The organism is Sulfurimonas sp., assembly GCF_028713515.1.
GTDB lineage: Bacteria > Campylobacterota > Campylobacteria > Campylobacterales > Sulfurimonadaceae > Sulfurimonas.
In genome coordinates, this window is sequence record NZ_JAQTOD010000001.1 from 503282 (window position 1) to 528605 (window position 25324).

The window sequence follows — 25324 nt, forward strand, 5'->3', positions numbered from 1 at the left end:
TATAGTTGGATTTTGTTGGTTTTAAAGGTGCTATCCCTTTTTTAGAGGCTATTCGTAAAAATAACTCTAAAGAGTGGTTTGAGGCTCATAGAGATGAGTATGAGAAAGTTATATTAAATCCATCCAAGGCTTTTGTGGTTGAGATGGGTGAGCATTTGATGGCGCTAGAGCCAAATGTCACTCCTGAACCAAAGATAAATAAGTCTCTTTTTAAGATGTACCGTGATATTCGTCGTATGGGTGCAAATAAAGAGCCTATGAAATCAAAAGTTGGGATTATTATCCCACAAAATGGTTGGAGTGGTTGCAGGCTTCAAAAATCATCTTTTTATATGCACTTTTCTCCAGATGAGCTTTTTGTGGCGGTTGGAGTTAGATGGTTTAACAAACCTATGCTCGATGCTTACCGTGAGTATATAAAGAGTGAGAAAAGAAGAGTTGAATTGGATGCACTATTGCAGAAGATGAATTTGCTTGGATATAGTACTGTTGAAAAAGGATATAAAAAATATCCACGGGAGTTCAATAGTGGTATGAAAAGTGCTGATATGAGCCTATATAAAGGTATGGCAACATATAAAATTTTAGAACCTAGACTTGTAGAAGATGGTGAGCTGTTGATTAGTACACTCTATAAAATATACGAAGATATGTTGCCTTTGCAGCAAATAGTGTATGAGATAAGTTTGAGAGTTAAAGAGGATTAAAGTTGAAAAAAGAGGCAATAGTTTTACTTAACATGGGTGGACCAAATAACCTTGATGAGGTTGAAGTTTTTCTAAAAAATATGTTTAATGATAAAAATATATTAACCTTTAAAAGTGATTTTCTAAGAAGCATATTGGCAAATCTAATCACTTTCAGCAGAGCTGAGAAATCACAAGGAATCTACAGAGAGATTGGTGGAAGTTCCCCAATCGTAAGCCATACCAGGAATCTTGTAGAGAGACTTCAAAGCAGAGTTGGAAACGGTGTTGTAGTTGATTTTGCTATGAGATACACTCCACCATATGCAGAGGAAGCTATAGAGAGATTAAACAGAGAAGAGATTGATAGAATATATCTGATACCGCTCTATCCGCAGTACTCAACAACTACAACAAAATCATCTTTGGAAGATTTTGAAGAGGTCTATTTGGAGTTCGGTGGAGATGCAATACTAAGTGAGATTAAACACTTTTTTCAAAATCAAACATTTAACAGAGCTATTATAGAGCGAATAAAAGAAGCTGTAGGTGATGATCCTTGCTCTGAGTTTGATATTATTTTTTCAGCTCATGGCCTGCCTCAAAAAATAATTGACAATGGTGATGTTTATGAGCAGCATATAAATAGACATGTAGAGATTCTAAGTAATCTACTTAAAGATGAAGGTATGGATTTTCATGAGATTCATCTAGCTTATCAATCAAAAGTAGGTCCAATGAAGTGGCTTAAACCATCCCTTGAAGAGAAGTTAGAGTATATAAGAAACCGCGGCGTTATAATCTACCCTATATCTTTTACAATAGACAACTCAGAGACAGATTATGAGCTAGATATTGAGTATAGAGAGCTAGCGCATGAGTTTGGTTTTAAACATTATAGAGTTTGTAGATGCCTAAACGATAGTGATATTTTTGTTGATGCACTAGCAGAGATATACCACAAGATGCAATAAAACATTATGAAGGTAGTTATATTTGATATGGATGGAACGCTTCTTGATTCCAAAAAAGATATAACAATTTCCATAAACCACACAAGAAAAATCAATCATAAATTGCCACCATTAAGCGAAGAGTTTGTGGTTGATGCCATAAATATGCACGATAGAAATCTGGCAAAACTATTTTATAATAGTGATATTTACCTTAGTGAAGATAAGGCGCTTTTTGAGGAGCATTATGCGGTGCAGTGTGTGCAAAACTCATATCTTTATGGTGGTGTAAAAGAAGTTTTGCATAGATTGGTTGAGTGCAGCGTTAAGATCTCTGTTGCAACAAATGCACCAACTGAGTTTGCCGTTAGGATGTTGAGCCATCTTGGTGTTTATGAGTTGTTTGACATAGTAATCGGATCAGACAGAGTTAAAGCCATCAAGCCAGATCCTGAGATGCTAAACACTATTTTAAAGTTTTACGGTTTTAATAAAAATAGTCATAAAGCATGGATGATTGGAGACAATTCCAAAGATATGTTAAGTGCTAAAAATGCAGGAATAGCTCCAATATTTGTAACTTGGGGATTTAGTTCCAATGGCGTTGGTGGAGTGACTTTAAAGAATCCAAAAGAGATATTAGAGATAGTTTTATGATAGAATAATCAAAATTATAAAAGGATAAATCTTGTTTGATATTGATTTACTGGTAGCATTTGTATTTATGGGACTGCTTTTTTTAAGACAAACTTCTATACTTAAACAACCAAATAAGATTAATTATGCGCCGTTAATGCTTGGGATTGGGGCGCTTAGTGGTGTTGTTCATTTTATGATTCAGCCACATAATAGTGATATTTTTCTTGTATTAAAAGGATCACTCTCTCCACTTTTTGTCTCACTTCTTCTGTATATGATTATGAACATCATGCACCAAACACAACAATCAGAGCAATCAAAGATTCAGTTTGAGTTTACAAAAGCACTAATTGAGCAGATTACACAGTTAAAAGAGTTTGCCTCAGACCTAGAAAAAGCGATGATAACAAACCAAAATGAAGATAGATTGGCACAACATGACACGAGAGAAAAGTTTAAAAAAGATATAAAAGTTCTAGAAGCAATTCAGATAAATCAAGATAAATTTTTAGAGAAGTTTGATGAGATGCAGAGATGGCACAAAGGAATAACAAAGTTGTTTGAGAACTTCACTGAGGTGCAGTTGCCATCCCTTGATGATGTGTTTCATAAACATATAGACATACTTCGTATAACAGAACAAGACCACTTCAACAAGGTAAAAAGCACGCTTCAAAAAGCAGTTGATGACAGAGATGAAATGATTGGTGATTTAGAGGGACTTAAAAATAGCGTGATAACTATTTCAAGCACTGTTTCGCAAGATATTGTAAGTAGTGTTTCAGGTCAACTGTTAGAAGTTGCAAAAATATTTGAGAAGCAACTAATATCTCTTAAGTCCCATACAGAGAGTATGAATACGGCGTTATATGAGAGTGAAAGCAAGCTCAGCGTCATAAAAGAACAGAGTGAAATCATAATGAAACAGATGGTTTTATCGTCTAAAAAGATGAGTGAAATAAAAGAGCAAAACAGTGGATTGCATGACACTTATCATGTTGTAAAAGATTTGGTAAGCGAGATTGAGGATATAAAAACGGATTATGTTAAGGCACAGGCGGAGTTAACTTTTATTGTAAGAGACATGAGATATACAGAGATAAAACATATAGAAGAGATGAAGAGCCAGATAGATGATTTAAGCCATAGTTTAAGCACTAAGATAGAAGAGTCTATAGAAAAACTTCACGAGCATTATCACATAGCTGGAGACAACATAACTGAGAGCGTACAGATACTCTCCAAGAAGATAAATCTGCAAAAAGGTTACTTATCATAATTGTGAATTTTTACAATTATGCTGGAAAAAGATAGAGAATTTTATTTAATATCATTAATAATTATATTAAATCGAATGTTTTGGCAACTATGGTTATCTCTTGCCCAACGCTGTAAGTGCTAGCTTCTTCTTGAGTAACTTTTTTTTCTATTAAATTTTGCCCAATTTCTACTATTATCATACTTGAAGTGTCACGATGTTCTATAGAAATAATTTTCCCTAAAAAGGAGAATCCGCCTGATAATGTTTTTGGCAAGAACAGGGCTTTGGGAGAGCCAGTTTTAAACTTTATACCATCTTTTATCCATAGTATTTGGTCTGAAAGCTTAATTGCTTCACTTTGATCATGTGAGACCATAAGTGTCAACAGTCCAAACTGTTCATGGGTTCGTTTAAGCTCATCCTGAAGCCTTAGTCTGGTGATTGTATCAAGAGATGAGAGTGGCTCATCAAGCAGTAACACTTTTGGCTCTTGAACGATTGCTCTAGCTAGTGCAACTCTTTGTTGTTGTCCTCCAGAGAGTGTTTGTGGATTACGAGAGGCTAAGTCTCTTAGTCCCATAATTTCCAAAACTTTTGTAGCTTTTATTTTATCTGGAGTAGGTTGAGCAAAAAGAAGATTTTCTAAAACACTCATATGTTCAAAAAGTGCATAACTTTGAAACACGAAACCAACGCGTCTCTTTTGCGGTGTTAGATTTATTTTATATTTACTATCAAACCATACAACGCCGTCCACTTCAATGGTTCCACTATCTGGGATTTCAAGACCTGCAATCATTCTCAACAGAGTTGTTTTTCCAATTCCAGACTCTCCAAAAATTGTCCAAAATTCATTTTTTTCAAATGTATGGGATAGTTCAAAATTGATTATCCCATATGCACCATTGAGCATCTTTTTAATATCTATCTTAATCATCACAATCCACCTAGACGGTGTTTATTTGTTTTAAGATATACAAACCATAAAACCGCAAAAGAGAAGATAAATAAAATCAAAGAGTAAGCATGCGCAACTATATAATTAAGCGTCTCTACTTGATCATATATAGCGATAGATACCACCTTTGTTTCCCCATCAATATTTCCACCAATCATAAGAACCACGCCGAATTCTCCAACAGTATGAGCAAATGAGATTACTCCTCCTGCAATAAGTGATGGCTTGATGGTAGGAAGAATCACTTTGAGTAGTGTTGCAAGACGGCTTTTACCCATTGTGTAAGATGCTTCAATCTGATTAGTATCTACTCCTTTTAGTCCAGCTAAAATAGGATGGACCATAAATGGAAGACTAAAGACAATTGAGCCAATTACTAGGCCTTCAAAATGAAATGCAAGTTGATGTCCAAATAGTTCTTTCCAAACTCCTCCTAAAAAACCATCTTGACTAAATGCCAATAGAAAGTAAAACCCCAATACTGATGGAGGAAGAACAAGTGGCATTGCCACAAGGGCTTCTATTATTGAAATAAAACGATTACGGCTAAATGCTAGATAATAGGCTAGTGGAACTCCTATTATAAATAAAAAAATGGTAGTTATTAGGGCTAGTTTTAGTGTCAAAAGGAAAGGTTCCCAAAATTCATAACTTGAAAAAATATGTTCACTCACTGATATGCCTTAGTAGTTGTGTTATTTACAAATTTAAACTTATTGTAGGATGCTAGTTTAAAACTTGCTTATTCGTATTCTTCGTTGTATTTCTAAAGATATAATGAATTATAGAACAAACACTTAAAATTTCCCTTAATAGTCTATATGCCGATGATAATGTGCATAGGAGAGATGATAGCACAAGCTTGTGAACCAACCTTTAAATCACAAACAGATGGTTGTCTCTCGAGCGCAACGAGTTGTGTGCCACCTTTAAGACGAAGGATAATCTCTCTATTTTTCTCAACACCGTTAATGGATTCGATTGTTCCATATAAAATATTATTTGTATCATCTAGGTTGGATTGAGATGATACTACAGTTATATCACTTGATTTTATTATTGCATAAAGAGTACATCCTACCGCTAGTCCCATATTTTCTACAGATTTAGTTGTAATAGTGGACAAGAGCGTATCCGTACCGTTTAAAGAGAGGGTGAGCGTTGAGTAAAGACCATTGAGTTGGATATTTTGTAAACTACATGGAAGTTGATTTCGTGCGCTAGTTGTGAGAAAAGTACGACTAAGTATTTGTGCTAAATGCTCAGGATTGTCTCCTGCTTCTGAAAAACGGTCGATAAATTGATGATGTAATTCATTAAGACGATAAAAAGTGGCGATTAGTTCATGGGCATAGAGGGTGAGCTTTGTTCCTCCTCCTCCCTTGCCACCAGTCATTCTCTCGATAAGTGGCTGATCAGCAAGAGCATTCATTCCATTGATTCGCTCCCATGCTGCTTTATAGCTCATTTTCATCTCTTTAGCTGCTGCAAGAATAGAACCAGTTTTATCAATTCTCTCAAGTAGTTCAATGCGACCCAAGCCTAAAAAACTTTGTCCATCTTTAGTGAGCCAAAATCGACCATCTATTTTCATGATATATCCTTAATTTGCTTAATTATAGGATATTTATCCTTTTAAGCTTTATGAATATTATGAAAAAATATTGTGCATATAGATAAATATTAACCATAAAGTATTTTAATGTTAAACATATATTGGGTGATGCCGATATAATTTAACACTCTTTAAAAAGTATAAGTCAAGGAAATCTGTCATGTTTGTTTGGTTATTGGTACTATTATTGCTCATCATTCTAATATACGCAGGTTATAGACACTCTTTTCTACATTCAAATAAAGAAGATAAGAAAATGAACCGAAGTTATACATTTAAATTATAGAGGTAGAAGATGGAGTTTATCAGAAATAATCATGTTTTTAAGGGTCATAGAACTTTTCTTGGTGCGAAATTTGTAACATACGGGGAGCTTGAGCTACCATTAAGATATGAGATATTCAGTGAGTGTAACAGCGGTTTTGATTGGGGAAATAGCTCTTCTGGTTCTAGGCAGCTTGCTTTTTCTATTTTATTTCAACTAAGTGATGAAGAGTTTGCTAGAGAAAACTATATAGAATTTACTGCTGACACAGTTCAAGAACTAAATTATAAAGATTGGATTTTAGTTGCTTCTGATGTTGTAAGATGGATGTCTAATCATAAAAAAGTAGCAGAAAAAGTTCTAGATAATAGTAAAACAGATGAAAAAAATTCTAGAATGCCAATAAATATTAACCTCAGAACATTAATTCCACGAGACACGATACCAAAAAAGAGAGATGAAACATCAAAGAAAAAATGCAATGTTGTCAAAAAAGCATGTGATGAGCTTAAGATAACTCAAAAAGAGTTGGCTTCTATTTTGGAGATTCCAGAGGGAACCGTAAGCAGTTGGGCTGTAAAAAATGAGATTCCACGACTTGGGAAAAAGGCGATAGAGTTTTATGCCCAAAATCAGAAAACCAAAGAGATTATAGATAGTTATAAAAGCTTTACAAAATTGTTAAATGTATCTTGATTTTGCACGCTAAAAATTAATTAAGATTTGTTTTATAATAAAAGTAGGTTTATAAGCTAGCAATCATCTAGCATAAGACCTATTTTTAGGTAGGCTATCATCATACTCAAGAAGAGATAAAATACTTTTTTTATTCATCTTTCTTGCAAAGTCTGTAACACTTATACCTTTGGAATCAACAGCATTTTTGTCTGCTCCATTTTCTATAAGTATTTTGGCAATTTCAACTCTTCCATAACATGTAGCGGCCATTAGAGGTGTAAATCTACTTTTTCTTTTTGTTTCATTTACATCTATTCCATTACTAATAAAATATCTTACAATCTCTATGTTATTGTAAGATATTGCCATGTCAAAAATAGTTACCCCATTGTCATCAAAATCATATATATCTGCCTTGTTTTCTATAAGAAACATAATTAAATCAAGGTCACACCCATATCTGAGTGACATTGCTAGAACTGATTCCCCACTTTCATTAGCTTCATTTATATCAGCACCATCTTTTAGATATTTTTTAATATCAATGATACTGTTGTTATTTAATAATTCAATCCATTTGTTCATGTCAGCAGTATATAGAAATAGTTATTAGTTATATTTTAAGTATAATTCGCCAAACTAAAATTTTAAGTGAGAATTTATGCAAATCATAGAAACGCAAGATGCTTTTAAAGCACTAATTGAAGATATAAAAACGACAACCGCTGGATATAGAAATCCTTTGGCGTTTGGTGTATGTAGAGTAGATTTGGGAAAGATAGAGATTGGAAAAACACTTCAGGCTACTTATCCGGTAATTAATTGGAATGAAAATTTTGGAAGCGCAGCCATTTTTATAAAAGCATTGGCAGAGCAGGGCACTATCGTAGATTTTTCAAAAAGTGAAGTTGTTTGTGATATAAATAGTGAGTTTTTAAAAAGTGCTCTCAACGCTTTTTCTGTCTACTCTGACGAAGCGTACGGAGATGCTCATAAAAATATTCAAGTTATATCTGCTCTCTATAATCAAATTATGAATAGAGGCTCTTTTGATGGCGAATTTAAAGTTGTATTTATCTTTGATGATGAGCCGCTAAAGAGTGTTGAGGCAACTTATTTAAAACTATATGCAATCTCACAAGCTAAAGTTGAGCTTAGAAGCCTAAACCTTAATGGTGCATTTGGAGTACTTCAAAACCTTGCGTGGTCAAACGGTAAGCCAATAGAACTTGATTATCTTCGTGAGTTTGAGATAGAGTTAAAACTCTCAGGTGAATATCCTCATATTGATTTCATAGATAAATTCCCAAGATTTTTACAACATATCATCCCAGCTGATAATACTCGCATACTAGATACTTCAAAAGTTAGATTTGGAGCACAATTGGCAGCTGGAACAACAGTTATGCCAGGTGCTTCGTATATAAACTTTAATGCAGGAACAACGGGTCCAGTAATGGTTGAGGGTAGAATTTCTAGTTCGGCTATAGTTGGAGCTGGAAGTGATGTTGGTGGTGGTGCTTCAATACTGGGTGTACTTAGTGGAACAGATGGAAATCCAATTACGATAGGTAAAAATACACTTCTAGGTGCGAATTCAACCTGCGGAATTCCTCTTGGCGATGGCTGTATTATAGATGCTGGATTAGCTGTTTTGGCAGGAACAAAGATACATATCAACGATGAAGAGATATCCGAGATTCAGGCAGTGAACCCAAAAGCAGAGCTATCAAATATAATGAAGGGCAGTGAGCTTGCAGGGTTAAATGGGCTTCATTTTAGACAGAACTCTCAAACTGGACTTTACCTTGTTCAAAGAAGTATAAGAGAAGTTAAATTAAATGCAGATCTGCATTAGTAGTTTATTTTAATAATAATAGTTTTAGTTTGACAAAACTATAATAGTCATAGAAAGTCATAAAGTTTCTATGACTAGAAATATACATAAAAGGATTTGTTATGAATATCTCAAATAATATTTCATCAATTCAAGCTCATACCACTATGCTTAATGTAAGTGCCAACAATGTTGCAAATGTTAATACAGATGGGTTTGTACCAAGTGATACAAAGATTCAAGATTCAAAAAATTCTGTAACACCAAATATCAGAAAAGCAGACAGTAATGGTTCGCTTAAGAGTCAAACTGATTTAGCAAAAGAGATTCCCAATCAAATAATTGCAAATAGAGCAGTAGATTCAAATGTTGCAGCAATAAAAACATACGATAGTATGCTTGGCTCGCTTCTTGATATAAAGGCGTAAAGTTTAAGTCAAGCAAAAAAATAGGTAATTTATTTTATAGCTAGCGTGTAATTATATTTAGGCTTTTTAAATTTCTTAGCATTTCGCTGCTAATATCAAAATTTTCTTGTTCTGCTCCAAGCTTTAGAGTACTAAAAATTGGTTTGCCTATAACAATTCTTCCTTCAATGTTATCTTTTTTAGTTTTTATTCCCCATACATTATGAAATACAATAATTTCATTATTATATACTCCAGCATAAAGAACTATATGTCCTTTTTTATAAAACAGTGTCTGGAATGGCACAGCACTATTTTTTATAGTCTCTATCTTCTCTTCGTCTGTTAGATTTTTTAGCGAGATTACTTTACCAATTTTGCTTTGTTGAGATGAATTTCTTGGAAGCCATATACCAAATGGAGTAAATAAATCTCTCATCATTGATGAGCAATCTCTCTGTTCATATATACCACCCCAGCCGTAGTTTGTCCTTGATACCTCGCCTACAATCACGCTTAGGTTATCTCTATTTAATTTTAATATATTTTTAGTTGCAAATTTTTTTAATATTTTTGATTCTAGATATAGAGGTTTTGAATTTTTATATGATGAAATTGTTAGAATTGTGTAAGACTCTCCATTTTCTGATATTAATGGAAAAAGCATACCAACTTTTGATTTAAATAAAAATTCACCATCATCGCCATAAATAGGAATATCCTCTTTTGTTATGCTTATTTGATCATATTCTTGCAGTGCATGACTTATATCATCTTCTATTATTGCAAATTGATCAGTTTTAATCCATCCAGATGCAAAGCTACTAAAGACATATGCCCACTCTTTATCTAGGGAGTAGTGAGATATTAAAATTGGCTCATTTGCGTGGATTGAGCTATTTTGAAGATAATCAAATGGAAAGCCTTCTCCTGCTATTGATGGATTTTTAAGAAGAGGTTTTATTGTAGGAAATGATCTTAAACTACACTCTTTGGTAGTTATCGCATTTTCATTAACAGTTGCAAATGATTCAAAATTTGAATTTAAAAGCATCTCGTCAAAAAAAATCTGCTTTAAAGGCTGGAAATTTTCACCATAACTTTTTTCAGCACGATAAGCGTTAAATGGCCATTTTATGGACTTTAAATCCTCTGACGGACTTTTACTATTCCATACTCTGAAGTAGTTTTGTTTGTATCTGTTTTGTATAGTATAGATTGTTTCGTTAATGTCAAGATCTTTAAGATAAAAGTTTACATCTTGGGGTATAGTAGTTAGATCTTTAATTTCTAATTTTTTTGAAGTTTGGGATTTATCTATCATCTCATTTTTTGTTGAGTTGTTATCTCTATCTATGAGTATTTCTTTGATTGTATTATTTTCAATTTTACTTATATTTTGGTCTTTTTCTTCTCTTGCTATCTTGTTAGAATTCACTCTTTCTATCTCAACTTCTCTGTTAAGACAGCCAGTAAAAATGAAAATAGATATAACTAAAATAATATACTTCAAAATAAAACCTTTTTAATTGACACTGCCAAATTTGCTTACAACTTTACCAATGATTTCTATCTCTGATATATGAAGCGTTTGTTTGGAGTAGACTTGATTGTCTGAAATTATATCAACTTTGTCGTCTATTCTTTTTTGAAATCTCTTTATAAAAAGTCCAGATTCGGTTTTAAAAGCAAAGATACCACCTTTTTTAAAGTCTGTCTTGTTTTTGTTTACAAAAATTATATCATCATAACTAAAAGTAGGTTCCATTGAGTCGCCAGACACATTTATTGCCTCAATGTACTTTAGCTCTTTTTCTCCGCCAAGCATGAATACAAACTCTCTTGGTATCTCAAGTCCTTTTGTCTCTTCATCTTGAGCATCAGCTCCACCACCAGCTGAAGCGCTGATATTATTAAAGTATTTGATAACAAAAAATTTATTTGTTGCCTCAACTAAACTCTCTGGAGATTGACCGTAGAGTAGCCAGTTTATGGAGATTGATTTAGTTGCGCAAAAATCAAGAAGTTCACTAAAAGGAATCTTGTTTCTCTTTCTCATTGTTGCAAAGTTCATTTGTGATATTTGCAGTATATCTGCTATATCCTTGTCAAAAATCTTTTTATCACTGAATTCAGTAGATACGATACTCTTAATCTCTTCGACTATATCTGAAAAACTTTTCATTTTATCTCATTTCAAAATAGCTCTTATTGGCTGTATTAGTAGAATTATAATACTATTTTTGTATTTAGTCAAAAAAAATATGACAAATTGCAATATTTTTTAAAATATTTTTAGAATTTCATATGATATGTGAATTAAAAAAATATAAGGATTTGTCATGGTACATATTATAGAAAATGCAAAAAGTTTATTTGAGATATTTGAAGCTAAGGTTGAAGTGTTTGCAAGTAGATTATTTTAATAAGAACCAATCCAACTAGACTTTAAAATATAAAATTAGTTGGATTTGGTATTGTAGAGGTGTTTAGATTTTAGACTTTACAAATGTTTCCATCTCTAAAACTATCTCAGCGATAGTTCCCTCGCCACTTATGACTTTTAAGATATTTTTAGCATTGTAGAAATTTTGAATATCCACTAGTGGATCAGTGTAAACTTTCATGCGATTGTCAAAGACTTCATTGTTGTCATCAGCGCCACGAGCACGACCCAAAACTCTATCTCTAGCAGTCTCTTCGCTTACAAAAACTTCGATTACGCTAACAAGCGTAACGCTGCTCTCTTTAGCTAAGTATGCATCTAGCTCATTCATCTGCTCTGTGCTTCTTGGATAGCCATCAATCACAACAACATCAGTAGGAGCTTTTTTGATCGCGCCAACAATTGTCTCAATTACTATAGCTATAGGAACAAGATTTCCCTTAGAAATATATGACTCTATCTCTTTGCCTCTCTCGCTACCACTTGCAACTTCTGCGCGAAACATATCTCCAGTTGAGTAGTGAGTGATGTTGTCATTATTTGCAGAGATTAGCTCTGCATCCGTTGTTTTTCCTGAGCCTGGGGCGCCAATAATTAAAAATAGTTTTTTCATTTTTTTCTCCTTTTGAATTTATTTATTAATGTTATGCATTTTTGTAAAAAAGAGCGCAACATACCTTGTAATTCTCGAAAAACTCGTTTTTCGTAGCTTTATGGGGTTGGAAGGGACGGTAAGTCTCTCTCACTAAAACGGACTTGTTCGTTTTAGTGGTTATTTACTGACATCGCGAAGTCTGATATGCAAATCTCTAAGTTGAATAGCATCAACCTCACTTGGTGCTTTTGTAAGGATACAAGAAGCTTTTTGAGTTTTAGGGAATGCTATAACATCGCGGATACTCGATTTTTTCAAAATTAACATCATGAGTCTATCAAATCCGATTGCAAAACCGCCATGTGGAGGAGCGCCAAACTTAAGCGCATCTAGTAAAAAGCCAAACTTTTCTCTAGCTTCTTCTTCGCCGATTCCAAGCAGTTTAAATATCTCTTCTTGAAGCTCTTCTTTATGGATACGGATACTTCCGCCACCGAGTTCTGTGCCGTTTAAAACTATGTCGTAAGCGATAGATTCTATCTCTTCAAGGTTCTCTTTGTTTGTATCTTTTGGCATCGTAAATGGATGATGCAGTGCTTTTATCTTTCCATCTTCAACCTCAAACATTGGGAAATCAACAACCCACACAAACTCAAATCTATTTTCATCTATAAGGTTCATTTTCTCGTGTTCTGCTATAAAAATTCTAAATCTTCCCATATAATCAAGCACAGTTTTTTTCTCACCTGCACCAAAGAAAACGACATCACCAACTTCAAGCTCAGTTCTTTCTATGATTAAATCAATATCTTCTTCGCTGAAAAACTTAACAAGTGGACCCTTTAGTCCATCTTCTTTGAGTTGAAAATATCCAAGCCCGCCAGCACCAAATTTCTTTACAAAGTCCTCAAAACTACTCATCTCTCTTTTTGAGAAAATGAGGTCAGCTTTCGGAACTCTAAGAGCTTTTATGCGATTTTTTTGTGGATATGAAGCAATTTTTGTAAAAATTTCATTGCTGCATCTCTGGAAAATATCAATAACATCTACCATTTTGAGGTCATATCTTAAGTCAGGTTTATCAGAACCATACCACTCCATAGCATCTTGATAGTTGATGCGGTTAAATGGTGGTTTAACTTCAATGCCACACGCACCAAACATAGCGATAAGCAAATCTTCTGCTACTTTAATGACATCCTCTTGATTACAAAAACTCATCTCAACATCTATTTGAGTAAATTCAGGTTGACGATCTGCTCTTAAATCTTCATCACGAAAACATTTTGCTATCTGAAAATATCTATCAAATCCGCCAACCATTAGAAGTTGCTTGAAGAGTTGAGGAGATTGCGGAAGTGCGTAAAACTCTCCGCTGTGAACACGAGATGGAACCAAATAATCTCTAGCGCCCTCAGGAGTTGATTTTGTCAAAATCGGTGTTTCAACTTCTAAGAATCCATTTGCATCAAGAATGTTTCTTGCTGCAATAGCTGCTTTTGAACGAAGACGAAATGATTCGTATAGATCAGGATCTCTGAGTTCTAGGTAACGATACTTAAGCCTTGTCTCTTCGCCAACACTTTTGTCGCCAATAGTAAAGGGAACTGTAGCACTTTTGTTCTCGATTATAAGTTCATCTACAACAACTTCAATTGCACCAGTCTTTAGCTTAGGATTTACTAAACCCTCGCCACGATGACGAATTTTACCTTTTACAATTAGGACAAACTCATCACGAACACTATCTGCAATCTTGTGAGCATCGACATTATCTGTTGGATCACAAACAAGTTGAATCAATCCGCTTTTGTCGCGTAAATCTATGAAAATAATACCACCATGATTACGATGATTGTTTACCCAGCCGGCTAAAACAACATTTTCACCTACATTTTTCTCGTTTAATTCTGCACAATAATGACTTCTCATAATAATAGAGTCCTATAAATAATTTTCGCGATTGTATCTAAATAGGACTTATTGAACAATTAGAGCTACTTTATTCTTTTTGTTCTAATTAAAAATAAGTTAATTATTAAGTTAATGGCGATATAATCGAAAGCAATAATATAAAAAATAGTAATTTAAGGCAAAGAGATGAAGCAGGATTTGGTAAATTTTCTTAAAAAACAAAAAAAATATTTACTAACTATTTTTTTAACAATTAATATTCTTTTTGCTGTGTCTAAAATTTTTATATCCGAAAAAACATACGACAATCACGAGGAGAGATTCGCATATCAGCAAGCTAAAATATTAAATACCTATATGAGTGAATATAGGCACTATTATCAAGCTATTTTTGTAGATGGCAGATTAGAATTAAACGATAAAACATTACCAGTACTTCCTGCATATTCATCAACAATAATAGGTAAAAATTTTTCAAATAATAATGATTTTAAGATAAGCGTTAAAACGGTGTCAGACAATGCAAGAAACCAGTTAAACAATGCAGATGCTCTTGAGTTAGAGGCAATTGAAAAATATAAGAATAATCCAGACTTAAAAGAGACATTTAAAAAAATAGAGAAAAGAGATGGAGATTACTATCTCTATACATCTGTTTTAAAAATTAAAGAGTCATGTTTAGTATGCCACTCCAGCAGAGATAGTGCACCTGCATTTATAGCAAAAAAGTATAGTGGTGCGTTTGGATATAAGCTAAATGATGTTAGAGGAGTTGTAAGCGTTAAGATTCCAACAAAGCATATTGGCGAATTCTTTAATATTCAAAAAAAAATAAGTCTAGCTTTTGATTTTATTGCATTCATATTGCTGTCAGGTTTACTTTTTGTAACATACAGAATATTAAACAATTACAATAGGGAGCTTGAAAAAGATATAAATATAAAAACTAATGATATCCAGATGGCGCTAAATGAGCTTCGCGATAATAAAAAAGAGCTTATTAAGTCTGTATCGACAGATGCTTTAACCGGACTTGATAATAGAGCAAAATTTATAGTAGATTTGGAAAACAGAAAAAATCCATCTTTGGCAATTTTTGATATAGATGGATTTTCGGATATAAATGATTTTTATGGTCATGAGATGGGCGACTATATACTTAAAGAATTGGGAAAAAATATAAAACTTTTAGTCTATAAAAAAGCATTTATATATAGATATGCTAGCGATAAATTTGTTTTGCTGGCTGATGATGTAGATAGAAATTATTTTCTATCACTTGTTGAGTCAATTTTACATGAAGCAGATATTTATGTATATAGTTTTGAGGATTTAAAAGCCTCCATAAAACTCAGCGTTGCAGTCTCTTTTGAGTCAAAAGAGTACATCATCCAGAGTGCCGATATGATTCTCAAAGAACTTAAAAAAAGAAATCTTAATTTTTTGATTTACGATAAAACTCTTGGCATTGAAGATGAGATAAAAAATAATATTGTGTGGAATAAAAAGGTAAAAGATGCTTTGCGTGAAGATAGAATTATTAACTATTATCAGCCAATATACAACAATCGTACAAAGAAAATAGAGAAGTATGAATCGCTTGTTAGAATGGTTGATGTTGATGGAACCATCATCTCTCCATATAAGTTTTTAGATATTGCAAAAAAATCAAAGCAGTATACCTCAATTACAAAAAAAGTTATTGAAAATACATTTGAAAAATTCAAGGATGTAGATGTAGAGTTTTCAATCAATATTACAATGGAAGATATCTCAAATATAGAGATAAATTCACTTCTTGATTTTAGAATGAGCGATAAACGATTCAATTCAAGAGTTGTGTATGAGATAGTTGAGAGCGAGGGCTTAGAGGGAGTAGACAATGTGTATGAGTTTATAAGAAAAGCTAAACACAACTCTTGTAGAATTGCAATCGATGATTTTGGAACAGGATATTCTAACTTTGAATATCTAATAAAATTACATCCAGATTACATAAAAATAGATGGTTCTATGATAAAAAATATTATAATAAATCAGGATAGTGAAGAGGTTGTAAAAATAATTATAGATTTTGCAAGAAAACAAAATCTTAAAACAATTGCTGAGTTTGTTAGCTCTAAAGAGATACATGATAAAGTTGTTGAGCTTGGTATTGACTATTCTCAAGGGTATTATATTGGGGAGCCAAAAAGTGAGTTAGTTGGTGATATAGATATATGACAAAATGTTTTTTTTTATTTTTTATCTATAAATGTGTACAATCCACAAAATATTATAAAAGAGTCTTTTTTGAATAGTAAAAAATTTAATAAAGTTGGTGTAGTTTTAAGACCATCAACACCAGAGTTAAGAGACGACTATGAAAAGCTAGAAGCTATATTTGTTGGTCATAATATCTCGGTAGTACTTGAGAGTGAGAGTGCTCTTATGATTGGTGTTGCTGGAGAGAGTTTTGATAAAATCTGCATAGAATCAGACTTTCTAATCACAATAGGTGGCGATGGAACACTGCTCTCAACTGTTAGAAAATCATTTGAGTTTAACATTCCAATCCTTGGTATTCATGCAGGGAATCTGGGTTTTTTAGCTGATTTGTCTATCGAGCAACTTGACTCTTTTGTTAAAAAAATGTTAAAGGGTGAATATAGGATTGACGAGCGAGCGATACTTGAGGTGACGGTTGTTAAAGAGTCAAAAAAAGTAAAGATGTACGCATTTAACGATGTTGTTTTAACTCGAACGAGTGTTTCAAATATGATACATATTGAGACTCTGATTGACTCTAAATCCTTTAATACTTACTACGGAGATGGTGTTATTGTCTCCACTCCAACAGGCTCAACGGCATACAACCTCTCCGCTGGAGGCCCAGTGCTCTTTCCTATGACGGATGTATTTGCGCTAACGCCTATATGTCCACACTCTTTTACCCAAAAACCAATCGTTTTGCCAGGTAAATTTGCTATAGAACTAAGAGCATCAGAAGAGAATGCGCTGATAATCATAGATGGACAAGATATGCACGAGCTAGGTCTTGGAGAGAGCATTTATATAAAATTAGCTTCAAAAACTGTAAAACTGATTCACAAAGAAGAGTTTAACTATTTTGATGTTTTAAAAGAAAAATTAGGATGGGGCAATGATAGAAAGATTCTTTCTGAAAGATTATCTTAGTTTTAAAGAGATTGAGCTAAATCTAAACTCTGGACTTATAGTCTTTACGGGTCCGAGCGGTAGTGGTAAATCTATTTTAATGAGCTCAATACTCTCATCTCTTGGTGGTGCTTCATGCGATGCAGCATTGTGTGAATCCAGTGTTACATGGGATTTGGATACTCAGGATGTAGGTATAGAAAATAGCGATATAAATGTTTTTAAACATATAAAAAAAGAGAAATCTAGATACTTCATAAACAACCAGAGTGTCTCGAAAAAAGATATGAGTACTCTAGCCTCAACTTATTTGAGGCATCTATCGCTAAAAGATTTTAGTGATTTTGAAAATGAAAATTTACTCTCAATCATAGATAGCAGAATTTGGGATAAAAATAACGCTATTTATGATCTAAAAGATGAATATCTTGCTGTTTATTTAGAACACAAAAGAGTTAAAAAAGAACTTTTTGCAATTGAAGAAGAACAGAGAAAAATAGTTGAGCTTAAAGAATTTGCAATTTTTGAGATAAAAAAGATTGAAGATATAAATCCAAAAATTTCAGAGGATATAGAGCTTTTAGAGATTAAAAAAGAGCTATCAAAGAAAGAAAAAGTTCTTCAGAATATATCTTTGGCAAACTCTATATTTGAGCATGAACACAGCGTTTTTGTGGCGTTTGATTCGCTTGGTGTTGAGAGCTCTTTTTTCTCAGATGCAATGAATGAAGTTAGGGCAATTTTAGAAAACGCGCAGGAAAAATTTAGTGCTCTTGATGAAGTTGATATAGAAGAGATTTTAAACCGTATCGAGGCGTTGGCGGAGATTAAAAAAAGATATGGAAGCGTGGAAGAGGCACTAAAGTATAAAGAACAAAAAATTTTAGAGCTTAAAAAGTATGAAAATATAGAAATTTTAAAAGATGATTTAGTGCTTAGCGAAGCTACTCTCGGTAGAAAAACAGAAGATTTGTCGAATAAAATAAGTGAGCTTCGTCACGCGGAGTTGGAGCTACTTCAAGATAACTTAAATAGATATCTGAGCGAATTATACTTAAGAGATGCGCAAGTAGAAATCAGAGAAACCGAACTTGGCACATCTGGTAGAGATGAAATTATAATCAAGTTAAACAATACTGATTTGCAAAAGATCAGCACTGGTGAATTTAACAGACTAAGATTAGCTATTTTGGCACTAAAATCAGAGTTTATGAGTAAAAATGGTGGTATCTTAATGCTTGATGAGATAGATGCTAATTTAAGTGGTGAAGAGTCGATGAGTGTTGCAAAAGTTCTAAAACAGTTATCAAAACATTTTCAGATATTTGTTATCTCACATCAACCACAGCTCACTTCTATGGGAGATCAGCACTTCTTAATATATAAAAATGGCGAAGAATCGCTTGTTAGTGAGTTGAAGTTGGAAGCCAGAGTTAATGAAATAGCTAGAATCATAAGCGGTTCCAGCGTAACTGACGAAGCTAAAAATTTTGCAAGAGAACTTATGCAAACAAGTGATAAAAATGATAGTTGACACTCATATACACCTTGATGATAGTAGATATTTTGATGATTTAGATGAAGTTTTAAACAGAGCGAGAGAGGTTGGTGTATGGCGATTTGTTATCCCTGGAGCAGATCCTAAAACTCTTGCACGAGCCATAGAGATAACGGAGGCAAACAGTGATGTCTATTTTGCTGTTGGTATCCATCCGTATGACATGAGCGCTTTTGATGGTTTTGATTTTGAGAAATATATAAAGCATGAGAGATGCGTTGCTGTTGGTGAATGTGGGCTTGATTACTATAGGTTTGAGGGAACACATGAAGAGAAAGAGATAGAAAAGCAGAAACAAAAAGAGCTATTTATATTTCAAATTGAACTGGCAAAAAAATACAAAAAACCGCTGATTGTGCATATTAGAGATGCTTCAAGAGACTCAAAAGAGATACTGATAAAGCATAATGCAAAAGAAGTTGGTGGAGTTTTACACTGCTACAACGCCGATGAAGAACTTTTAAGTTTGGCAAAAGAGGGTTTTTATTTTGGTATAGGCGGCGTTATAACATTTAAAAATGCTAAAAAATTAGTCGCAGTTTTACCAAAAATTCCTCATGATAGACTCTTGATAGAGACAGATGGACCTTATCTGACTCCGATGCCACATAGAGGTGAGAGGAATGAGCCATCGTATACGGCAATTATTGCCCAGGAGATTTCGAAACAGCTAGATATATCACTTGACGAAGTAAAAGATATTACTTCAAAAAACGCTTTTAAAATATTTAGCATTTCTTAATTATTATCTTAATTTTATGGTGTAATATCGGCGCTTAACGCTACTGTTGCTTAACTACTTTTAATATTGGTTTAGGTAAAATCTACTTCAAAAATTTAAAAGAAGGGCTAGTATTGAGATTTTTTATATTAATTTTACTGCCAATTATGCTAAGTGCCAACTTAATTTATACATCAAACTCAACAAAAGAGGTTGCCATACTAGAGTCATTCGACATAGAGGCATCCTTTCTTTATGATCAAACTATGAATGAAATGAGAAACAGTAGTTATTCTATTTCTAAAGAACAGCAATTCTTCCAAGCCATGGAAGATGCCTATATATTTATCCCAATTATAAAAAAAATTATTGCAGAGTACTCTTTACCTCCAGAATTTCTTTTTTTAGCCATGGCTGAATCAAACTTTTCTACACGAGCGTATTCAAATAAAAAAGCAGCAGGATTTTGGCAATTTATGCCTGAAACTGGCAGAGAGTACGGACTAAAAATTGATGATTATGTTGATGAGAGAAGAGATTTTATAAAATCAACAGAAGCGGCCGCAAAATTTTTATCACAGCTACACCAAAGATTTGGGAAGTGGTATTTAGCCGCAATTGCATATAATTGCGGTGGAGGAAGGGTTACTCAAGCTATTCAAGAAGCAGGGAGTGATGAGCTGTCGGTTTTGCTTGACCCTGAAAAAAAATATCTGCCAAAAGAGAGCAGGATGTACATCAGAAAAATTGTTGAACTTGCACTAATGGGTAATGATGAACAATTTTTAATAAATAACAAGTATGAATACCTTCTAAATCGTGCGAATGCGTCTTCAACTTCAACAATAAAACTACCAGCTGGCGAGTCACTTTTTAGAGTTTCTGAGTTAACCGGAATCCCAATACAAGAGATAAGAAAATTAAACAGACATCTAAAATACGACTTTATTCCTCCGTATGAAGATGGCTATAGTATACATATTCCATATATTAAACTCTCTGAATTCAATGAGAGCTATTTTGCAGAAGATATCCAAAATAGATATAAAGTTCATATTGTTAAAAATGGAGAAACCCTTTTAAAAATAAGTAAAATGTATAACATTTCTCAAAATGTTATAGTTGATTTTAATAAACTAAAAGAAGCGAAGGTTCAAAAACAACAAAAGCTAATAATCCCAATAGATAACAGCTTAGAAGATGTTCAAGTAAATAGCAATTTTTACTATTTGGTAAAAAATGGAGATACGCTAAAATCAATCTCAAGAGAAAATCAGGTAAGTATCAAAGTGCTAAAGCTTCACAACGCATTTAAAGATGATTTGGTAACCGTTGGTGAAAGGATAAGACTGTATGAATAAAATATCTACTATTTTAATTGTTTCTGTGATTATTATCTTTGCTGGATGTAGCACTAGGGGAACAAGAACATTTACAAATGATGAAAAAACAAAAACTTACTCACCAGATAGAGATTCACATTCATCTTTTATAAACAAGAAGGATTACATTCATCCAACTATGAAACCATACGAGATAAGAGGTATAAAGTATTATCCAACAGTTGTAAATGTTGGTGATGAATTTAATGGAAATGCAAGTTGGTACGGTCCAGATTTTCACGGTAAAACAACCTCAAATGGGGAAACTTATAATATGTATGATATGACGGCGGCTCACAAAACGCTACCCATGAATACTATTGTAAAAGTTACAAATAAAAACAATGGGCTTAGCGCTGTCGTTAGAATTAATGATAGAGGACCTTTTGTTGAAACAAGAATTATAGACCTATCAAACAGTGCGGCAAAAAAAATTGATTTAATCGCAGCTGGCACTGCTCCTGTTGCAATAGAGGTGCTTGGTTTTGATGCTAAAGATAGAAAAATCCCTACAGATAAGGAGCTAGAGGGCTCTCCTAGAGCGCAATCGCTTGATGAGTTTGCTATCCAGATTGGTTCTTTCTCTAAGATTGAAGGTGCTATTACAACGCAGCAAAAGTATAACAATACTGATGGATATAAAACTATCATAAAAGATATACAAACAAACAGCGATAGAATGTATAAGGTTTGGTTAAAAGGGTTTAAAAGCGAAGCTGAGGCTAGAGATTATATAGCGCTTGGGAACTTTAAACACGCATTTATCACAAGAGAGGATTAAGAGATGATTACTAAAAGCAGAAAAACTAAAGAGACAGATATAACAATCTCGCTTTTATTAAGTGGTACTGGTGTTAGCAAGATTGACACAGGTGTTGGTTTTTTAGATCATATGCTTGAGAGTTTTTCAAAACACTCTTTGATTGATTTAGATATCGTTTGCAAAGGCGACACCTATATAGATGATCACCATAGCGTAGAGGATGTAGGTATAGTTCTTGGCTCCCTCTTGGCCCAATCCATATATCCCGTAAATGGTATGGAAAGATTTGGTAGTGCAAATATAGTAATGGATGAGGCATGTGTTAGTTGTGATTTGGACTTAAGTAATCGTCCATATTTAGTTTATGAGGTTAATCTTTCTGGAAAAGTCGGAGCATTTGATACAGAATTGGTTGAAGAGTTTTTTAAAGCATTTGTTTTAAATGCCAAGATAAGTGCTCATATAGTTGCTCTTAGAGGTAAAAATAAACACCATATCATAGAGGCTGCATTTAAGTCGTTAGCTGTAGCAATTCGCCGCGCAACTCAAAAAAATGACAGAGTTGGAATTCCAAGCACAAAAGATGTTTTATGATTAAACTGATTATTTTGGATGTTGATGGCTGCTTAAGCGATGGTGGACTTATATACTCTGCTGACGCGATTGAGAGCAAAACTTTTAATGTAAAAGATGGCCTTGGCATAAGCACTTGGATAAAGATGGGCAACGATGTGGCAATAATTACAGGAAGAAATTCAAAAATAGTTGAGATAAGAGCAGAAGAACTTGGTATCAAATATCTATTTCAAGGGATAAAAGATAAAGATACAAAACTAAAAGAGTTAGCCAAAGAGCTAAACCTTAAATCTTATGAAATCGCTGCTATTGGTGATGATATAAATGACTATAAGATGTTGAAGTTTGTTGGTAGAAGCTTTACTCCAAAAGATGGAGTGGATGAGATAAAAGAGATTGTAAATACTGTTTTATCCAGAAATGGTGGCAATGGAGCCGCTAGAGAAATGATAGATATGTTAGTAAGAGAAAACGATCAAAAAGATGAATTTCTATCTGTATGGCTATAGATGAATATAAATATTTTCTTTGTGCTTGTAGCTTCAATACTGCTGGCGATATTCGCAATGTTTAAGCCAATCTATATTAAGCAGAGAGAATTTGTGGATGTGCCAGTTTTTGATATATCTAATTTTTTGATGTATGAGTTAAATGTCAACGGTCTGAAAACTTTTATAAAAGGCGACAAAGCAACAAAGTATGCTGATAGAGATACGGTTGAAAATATAGATTATACCGATAATTCAAAAAAATATATGATAAATATAAAAGCAAAAAATGGAATTTATAAAGATAAAGTTGTTTATTTAGACGGCGATGTAGTTTTTTTCAGGGAGGATGGCTTAACTTTTGAGACTCAAAAAGCCGTTTACGACAAGATAACAACAATTGCGCGAGCGGATGGGGATTATTTAATTCATAGAGCTAAAAATAGTGTTGTTGGTAGAGAGTTGAAATACAACAATCAATTAAATAGTGTATCTGCAAAAGATATTTCTGCAATATTTCAACTTAAGGAGAGTAAAAAATGAAAAAAATAGTAATACTGACAATTTTTATGGCAACAGCACTATTTTCGGAAGAACTAAGAGTAAAATCAAAATCTTTTAACGCGGATCAGAAAAAAGGTATTTCTATATTTGAAGGCACAGTAAATGTAATTAAGGGGAATGATGAGCTCAATGCTTCAAGAGTTACTATCTATACAGATGCAGAACAAAAGCCAATAAAGTATATTGCAGAAGGTAATGCATCATTTAGTGTTTTAACGGAAGAAAAAGCCTTGTATGTAGGAAAAGCACAAAAAGTTGTATATATTCCAGAGGTGAAAGAGTACTATTTTTATCAGAGCGTTCATCTAAAGCAGATAAATGAGAGAAAAGAGATAATTGGTGACGAAGTAGTTTTAAAAACTATTGAAGGAAAAGCATATGCAAATAGTGTTAAAGACGAGCCAGTTGTTATGATTTTTGATATGCCTGAAGAAAAAGAGAAGAAAAAGAAGAGTAATAAAGAAAAATGATTGATATAGTTGACGCAAAATTTGCAACATCAGCAGCTACGATAGCTGGTGCCCCAGAAGCATCCGAATATAATGAAGTTGCTTTTATGGCGAGATCTAATGTTGGCAAAAGCTCACTTTTAAATGCTCTAGTAAACCATAAAAACCTTGCCAAAGTCTCATCTACACCAGGAAAAACAAGGCTTATAAACTATTTTGATGTTACATTTATAGATAGAGAAACTTCGGAAAAAAGTTTTGCAAAGTTTGTTGATTTGCCTGGATTTGGTTATGCAAAAGTAGCGAAATCTATGAAGTATGATTGGGAGAGAAATCTAACTGATTATATATCAAAAAGAGAGCAGATAAAAATCTTTATACATTTAGTGGATTGCAGACATCCAAATCTAGAGATAGACACAGATGTTTCTAGTTTTTTACTAAACAACATAAAAGAGAATCAAGTTATTGTTCAGATTTTTACAAAAATTGATAAATTAAATCAAAAAGAGCAGAACGCGCTAAGGAGAGAATTTCCCAATGCTCTTGTTGTTTCAAGCTCCAAAAAGAAAGGTTTACAAAAAGTTGTACAAACTATATATGAGATACTAAAGGAGAAAGATAGTGAAGATTGAGTTTATAAAAGCTAAGCTATCAGATATCGAAGATATGCAAAGTCTAGTTCAGCCAGAGGTTGAGTCTGGTGTTATTTTAGTTAGAAGTTCTGATGAAATCGCAACAAACATTAGATCATATATTTTAGCGAAAAATGGTGATGAGCTTGTTGGATTTTGTGCGCTTCATATACATGCCGCATCACTGGCGGAGATAAGATCACTTATAGTTAAGGAGAGTTATAGAAGCCAAGGTGTAGGCGCAAATCTAATATCAAAAGCACTGGATGAGGCTAGATTTTTTAATATCCAAAAAGTTCTCACACTTACATATAGACAATCTTTTTTTGAAAAACTTGGATTTGTTGAAATCCCAAAAGAGTCTATTCCTGAACATAAAATATGGGCTGACTGTATTAAATGTAAACATTTCCCAATATGCAACGAAGTATCATTAATAAAAACTATCTAACTTCATTCGTATATGTCATTTTATTTATGATATATAGTGCATTAAGTGGTGTTTACCAGTTTTTGCCGCATTTTCTTGCTGTGATATTTGTTTTTTTTACTATTGCACTTAAAAAAAACGACAGCTTAAGTTTAGCCTTGATTTCTATATGTCTGCTTATCTTTGAGGCAGAAAATGGTTATGTGCTCTTTAGCACAATTATCTATTTTTTAATAATTTATAGGTACATAATGCCAAATATAGTAAAAGTTATCAGCTGCGCCTCGTGCACCAGAGGCCTAATGGTTCTGTTTATTTATATTGGCTTTTTTGTTTTTCACTATATTT

The 25324-nt window shown here is 33.3% G+C and carries 27 protein-coding genes; 19 read left to right on the forward strand and 8 right to left on the reverse strand.

The annotated features are described in order from the left end of the window. Positions 1–5: 5 nt before the first annotated feature. The 4 genes from PHV22_RS02550 to PHV22_RS02565 are packed head-to-tail and all read left to right on the forward strand — an operon-like array spanning position 6 to position 3557. Positions 6–707, forward strand: coding sequence for a DUF2461 domain-containing protein (locus tag PHV22_RS02550; RefSeq protein WP_295020960.1), 702 nt, complete (start codon positions 6–8; stop codon positions 705–707). Positions 708–709: 2 nt separating this feature from the next. Next, positions 710–1660, forward strand: a complete 951-nt coding sequence (hemH, locus tag PHV22_RS02555) for a ferrochelatase (protein ID WP_299945582.1) — start codon at positions 710–712, stop codon at positions 1658–1660. A 6-nt stretch (positions 1661–1666) separates the two neighbouring features. Continuing rightward, on the forward strand, positions 1667–2296 hold the full coding sequence (locus tag PHV22_RS02560) for an HAD family hydrolase (protein ID WP_295020956.1): 630 nt from the start codon (positions 1667–1669) through the stop codon (positions 2294–2296). A 31-nt stretch (positions 2297–2327) separates the two neighbouring features. Next, entirely contained in the window at positions 2328–3557 is a 1230-nt protein-coding gene (locus tag PHV22_RS02565; RefSeq protein ID WP_295020954.1) for a hypothetical protein, read from the forward strand. A gap of 61 nt (positions 3558–3618) precedes the next feature. Here the strand turns inward: PHV22_RS02565 and PHV22_RS02570 are convergent, their stop codons facing one another. The 3 genes from PHV22_RS02570 to PHV22_RS02580 all read right to left on the reverse strand — a co-directional run bounded on the left by PHV22_RS02570 (position 3619) and on the right by PHV22_RS02580 (position 6091). Beyond that, positions 3619–4476, reverse strand: coding sequence for an ABC transporter ATP-binding protein (locus PHV22_RS02570; protein ID WP_299945586.1), 858 nt, complete (start codon positions 4474–4476; stop codon positions 3619–3621). Next, positions 4476–5171 carry a molybdate ABC transporter permease subunit gene (modB, locus tag PHV22_RS02575; RefSeq protein WP_299945589.1) on the reverse strand — a complete coding sequence of 232 codons (696 nt, stop codon included), beginning with the start codon at positions 5169–5171 and terminating at the stop codon, positions 4476–4478. Before modB ends, PHV22_RS02570 begins: the two co-directional genes overlap by 1 nt. 143 nt (positions 5172–5314) lie before the next feature. Then, positions 5315–6091 carry a TOBE domain-containing protein gene (locus PHV22_RS02580; protein WP_299945592.1) on the reverse strand — a complete coding sequence of 259 codons (777 nt, stop codon included), beginning with the start codon at positions 6089–6091 and terminating at the stop codon, positions 5315–5317. A 316-nt stretch (positions 6092–6407) separates the two neighbouring features. Between PHV22_RS02580 and PHV22_RS02585 the strand changes: the two genes are divergently transcribed. Then, positions 6408–7073, forward strand: a complete 666-nt coding sequence (locus tag PHV22_RS02585; protein WP_295020946.1) for a DUF6166 domain-containing protein — start codon at positions 6408–6410, stop codon at positions 7071–7073. Between the two features lie 63 nt (positions 7074–7136). On the opposite strand, the gene PHV22_RS02590 is transcribed toward PHV22_RS02585, so the two are convergent. Then, positions 7137–7640, reverse strand: coding sequence for an ankyrin repeat domain-containing protein (locus PHV22_RS02590; RefSeq protein WP_295020944.1), 504 nt, complete (start codon positions 7638–7640; stop codon positions 7137–7139). Positions 7641–7716: 76 nt separating this feature from the next. Between PHV22_RS02590 and PHV22_RS02595 the strand changes: the two genes are divergently transcribed. Both PHV22_RS02595 and PHV22_RS02600 read left to right on the forward strand, forming a co-directional pair. After that, a complete protein-coding gene (locus tag PHV22_RS02595) occupies positions 7717–8913 on the forward strand; it encodes a tetrahydrodipicolinate N-succinyltransferase N-terminal domain-containing protein (RefSeq protein ID WP_299945596.1) in 1197 nt (398 codons plus the stop codon). Positions 8914–9014: 101 nt separating this feature from the next. Beyond that, the gene (locus PHV22_RS02600) at positions 9015–9320 is read left to right on the forward strand and encodes a hypothetical protein (protein WP_295020940.1); all 306 of its coding nucleotides are present in this window, start codon (positions 9015–9017) and stop codon (positions 9318–9320) included. A 40-nt stretch (positions 9321–9360) separates the two neighbouring features. On the opposite strand, the gene PHV22_RS02605 is transcribed toward PHV22_RS02600, so the two are convergent. The 4 genes from PHV22_RS02605 to aspS all read right to left on the reverse strand — a co-directional run bounded on the left by PHV22_RS02605 (position 9361) and on the right by aspS (position 14272). Beyond that, on the reverse strand, positions 9361–10812 hold the full coding sequence (locus PHV22_RS02605; protein ID WP_295020939.1) for an SH3 domain-containing C40 family peptidase: 1452 nt from the start codon (positions 10810–10812) through the stop codon (positions 9361–9363). Between the two features lie 12 nt (positions 10813–10824). Then, on the reverse strand, positions 10825–11484 hold the full coding sequence (locus tag PHV22_RS02610) for a S24 family peptidase (RefSeq protein ID WP_295020937.1): 660 nt from the start codon (positions 11482–11484) through the stop codon (positions 10825–10827). A gap of 304 nt (positions 11485–11788) precedes the next feature. Next, positions 11789–12358, reverse strand: coding sequence for an adenylate kinase (locus PHV22_RS02615; RefSeq protein WP_295020935.1), 570 nt, complete (start codon positions 12356–12358; stop codon positions 11789–11791). Positions 12359–12517: 159 nt separating this feature from the next. After that, a complete protein-coding gene (aspS, locus tag PHV22_RS02620; protein WP_295020934.1) occupies positions 12518–14272 on the reverse strand; it encodes an aspartate--tRNA ligase in 1755 nt (584 codons plus the stop codon). Positions 14273–14524: 252 nt separating this feature from the next. Here aspS and PHV22_RS02625 point away from each other — a divergent pair, with 252 nt between their 5' ends. The 12 genes from PHV22_RS02625 (at position 14525) to PHV22_RS02680 (ending at position 24997) form a co-directional block, all read left to right on the forward strand. Continuing rightward, entirely contained in the window at positions 14525–16477 is a 1953-nt protein-coding gene (locus tag PHV22_RS02625) for an EAL domain-containing protein (protein WP_299945601.1), read from the forward strand. Positions 16478–16546: 69 nt separating this feature from the next. Beyond that, positions 16547–17431 (forward strand): NAD(+)/NADH kinase, encoded by an 885-nt coding sequence (locus tag PHV22_RS02630; protein WP_295023238.1) that lies wholly within the window; start codon positions 16547–16549, stop codon positions 17429–17431. Further along, positions 17397–18944, forward strand: a complete 1548-nt coding sequence (locus tag PHV22_RS02635; RefSeq protein WP_299945605.1) for an AAA family ATPase — start codon at positions 17397–17399, stop codon at positions 18942–18944. The genes PHV22_RS02630 and PHV22_RS02635 overlap by 35 nt, the downstream gene beginning before the upstream one ends. After that, complete coding sequence (locus tag PHV22_RS02640) at positions 18934–19710, forward strand: TatD family hydrolase (protein WP_295023257.1); 777 nt, start codon at positions 18934–18936, stop codon at positions 19708–19710. Before PHV22_RS02635 ends, PHV22_RS02640 begins: the two co-directional genes overlap by 11 nt. Before the next feature lie 113 nt (positions 19711–19823). Beyond that, positions 19824–21050, forward strand: a complete 1227-nt coding sequence (locus tag PHV22_RS02645; protein WP_295023234.1) for a lytic transglycosylase domain-containing protein — start codon at positions 19824–19826, stop codon at positions 21048–21050. Further along, entirely contained in the window at positions 21043–21852 is an 810-nt protein-coding gene (locus tag PHV22_RS02650) for a septal ring lytic transglycosylase RlpA family protein (protein ID WP_299945609.1), read from the forward strand. The genes PHV22_RS02645 and PHV22_RS02650 overlap by 8 nt, the downstream gene beginning before the upstream one ends. Before the next feature lie 3 nt (positions 21853–21855). Beyond that, positions 21856–22428 carry an imidazoleglycerol-phosphate dehydratase HisB gene (hisB, locus tag PHV22_RS02655; RefSeq protein WP_299945612.1) on the forward strand — a complete coding sequence of 191 codons (573 nt, stop codon included), beginning with the start codon at positions 21856–21858 and terminating at the stop codon, positions 22426–22428. Further along, positions 22425–22919 (forward strand): HAD family hydrolase, encoded by a 495-nt coding sequence (locus tag PHV22_RS02660; protein ID WP_295023229.1) that lies wholly within the window; start codon positions 22425–22427, stop codon positions 22917–22919. Before hisB ends, PHV22_RS02660 begins: the two co-directional genes overlap by 4 nt. Beyond that, positions 22920–23441, forward strand: coding sequence for an LPS export ABC transporter periplasmic protein LptC (lptC, locus tag PHV22_RS02665; RefSeq protein WP_295023228.1), 522 nt, complete (start codon positions 22920–22922; stop codon positions 23439–23441). It begins immediately after the preceding gene. Next, positions 23438–23932 carry a lipopolysaccharide transport periplasmic protein LptA gene (lptA, locus tag PHV22_RS02670; RefSeq protein ID WP_295023226.1) on the forward strand — a complete coding sequence of 165 codons (495 nt, stop codon included), beginning with the start codon at positions 23438–23440 and terminating at the stop codon, positions 23930–23932. Before lptC ends, lptA begins: the two co-directional genes overlap by 4 nt. Further along, positions 23929–24546, forward strand: a complete 618-nt coding sequence (gene yihA, locus PHV22_RS02675; protein WP_295023225.1) for a ribosome biogenesis GTP-binding protein YihA/YsxC — start codon at positions 23929–23931, stop codon at positions 24544–24546. Before lptA ends, yihA begins: the two co-directional genes overlap by 4 nt. Positions 24547–24580: 34 nt before the next feature. Beyond that, positions 24581–24997, forward strand: a complete 417-nt coding sequence (locus tag PHV22_RS02680; protein WP_295023255.1) for an N-acetyltransferase — start codon at positions 24581–24583, stop codon at positions 24995–24997. Positions 24998–25324: the final 327 nt, after the last annotated feature.

What these genes read in the sequence shown, in the direction of transcription:
- PHV22_RS02560 (WP_295020956.1), top strand. Translation starts at nt 1,667, where the DNA reads ATGAAGGTAGTTATATTTGATATGGATGGAACGCTTCTTGATTCCAAA.
- PHV22_RS02570 (WP_299945586.1), bottom strand. Translation starts at nt 4,476, where the DNA reads ATGATTAAGATAGATATTAAAAAGATGCTCAATGGTGCATATGGGATA.
- PHV22_RS02580 (WP_299945592.1), bottom strand. Translation starts at nt 6,091, where the DNA reads ATGAAAATAGATGGTCGATTTTGGCTCACTAAAGATGGACAAAGTTTT.
- PHV22_RS02585 (WP_295020946.1), top strand. Translation starts at nt 6,408, where the DNA reads ATGGAGTTTATCAGAAATAATCATGTTTTTAAGGGTCATAGAACTTTT.
- PHV22_RS02590 (WP_295020944.1), bottom strand. Translation starts at nt 7,640, where the DNA reads ATGAACAAATGGATTGAATTATTAAATAACAACAGTATCATTGATATT.
- PHV22_RS02595 (WP_299945596.1), top strand. Translation starts at nt 7,717, where the DNA reads ATGCAAATCATAGAAACGCAAGATGCTTTTAAAGCACTAATTGAAGAT.
- PHV22_RS02600 (WP_295020940.1), top strand. Translation starts at nt 9,015, where the DNA reads ATGAATATCTCAAATAATATTTCATCAATTCAAGCTCATACCACTATG.
- PHV22_RS02610 (WP_295020937.1), bottom strand. Translation starts at nt 11,484, where the DNA reads ATGAAAAGTTTTTCAGATATAGTCGAAGAGATTAAGAGTATCGTATCT.
- PHV22_RS02615 (WP_295020935.1), bottom strand. Translation starts at nt 12,358, where the DNA reads ATGAAAAAACTATTTTTAATTATTGGCGCCCCAGGCTCAGGAAAAACA.
- aspS (WP_295020934.1), bottom strand. Translation starts at nt 14,272, where the DNA reads ATGAGAAGTCATTATTGTGCAGAATTAAACGAGAAAAATGTAGGTGAA.
- PHV22_RS02635 (WP_299945605.1), top strand. Translation starts at nt 17,397, where the DNA reads ATGATAGAAAGATTCTTTCTGAAAGATTATCTTAGTTTTAAAGAGATT.
- PHV22_RS02640 (WP_295023257.1), top strand. Translation starts at nt 18,934, where the DNA reads ATGATAGTTGACACTCATATACACCTTGATGATAGTAGATATTTTGAT.
- PHV22_RS02650 (WP_299945609.1), top strand. Translation starts at nt 21,043, where the DNA reads ATGAATAAAATATCTACTATTTTAATTGTTTCTGTGATTATTATCTTT.
- hisB (WP_299945612.1), top strand. Translation starts at nt 21,856, where the DNA reads ATGATTACTAAAAGCAGAAAAACTAAAGAGACAGATATAACAATCTCG.
- PHV22_RS02660 (WP_295023229.1), top strand. Translation starts at nt 22,425, where the DNA reads ATGATTAAACTGATTATTTTGGATGTTGATGGCTGCTTAAGCGATGGT.
- lptC (WP_295023228.1), top strand. Translation starts at nt 22,920, where the DNA reads ATGAATATAAATATTTTCTTTGTGCTTGTAGCTTCAATACTGCTGGCG.
- lptA (WP_295023226.1), top strand. Translation starts at nt 23,438, where the DNA reads ATGAAAAAAATAGTAATACTGACAATTTTTATGGCAACAGCACTATTT.
- yihA (WP_295023225.1), top strand. Translation starts at nt 23,929, where the DNA reads ATGATTGATATAGTTGACGCAAAATTTGCAACATCAGCAGCTACGATA.
- PHV22_RS02680 (WP_295023255.1), top strand. Translation starts at nt 24,581, where the DNA reads ATGCAAAGTCTAGTTCAGCCAGAGGTTGAGTCTGGTGTTATTTTAGTT.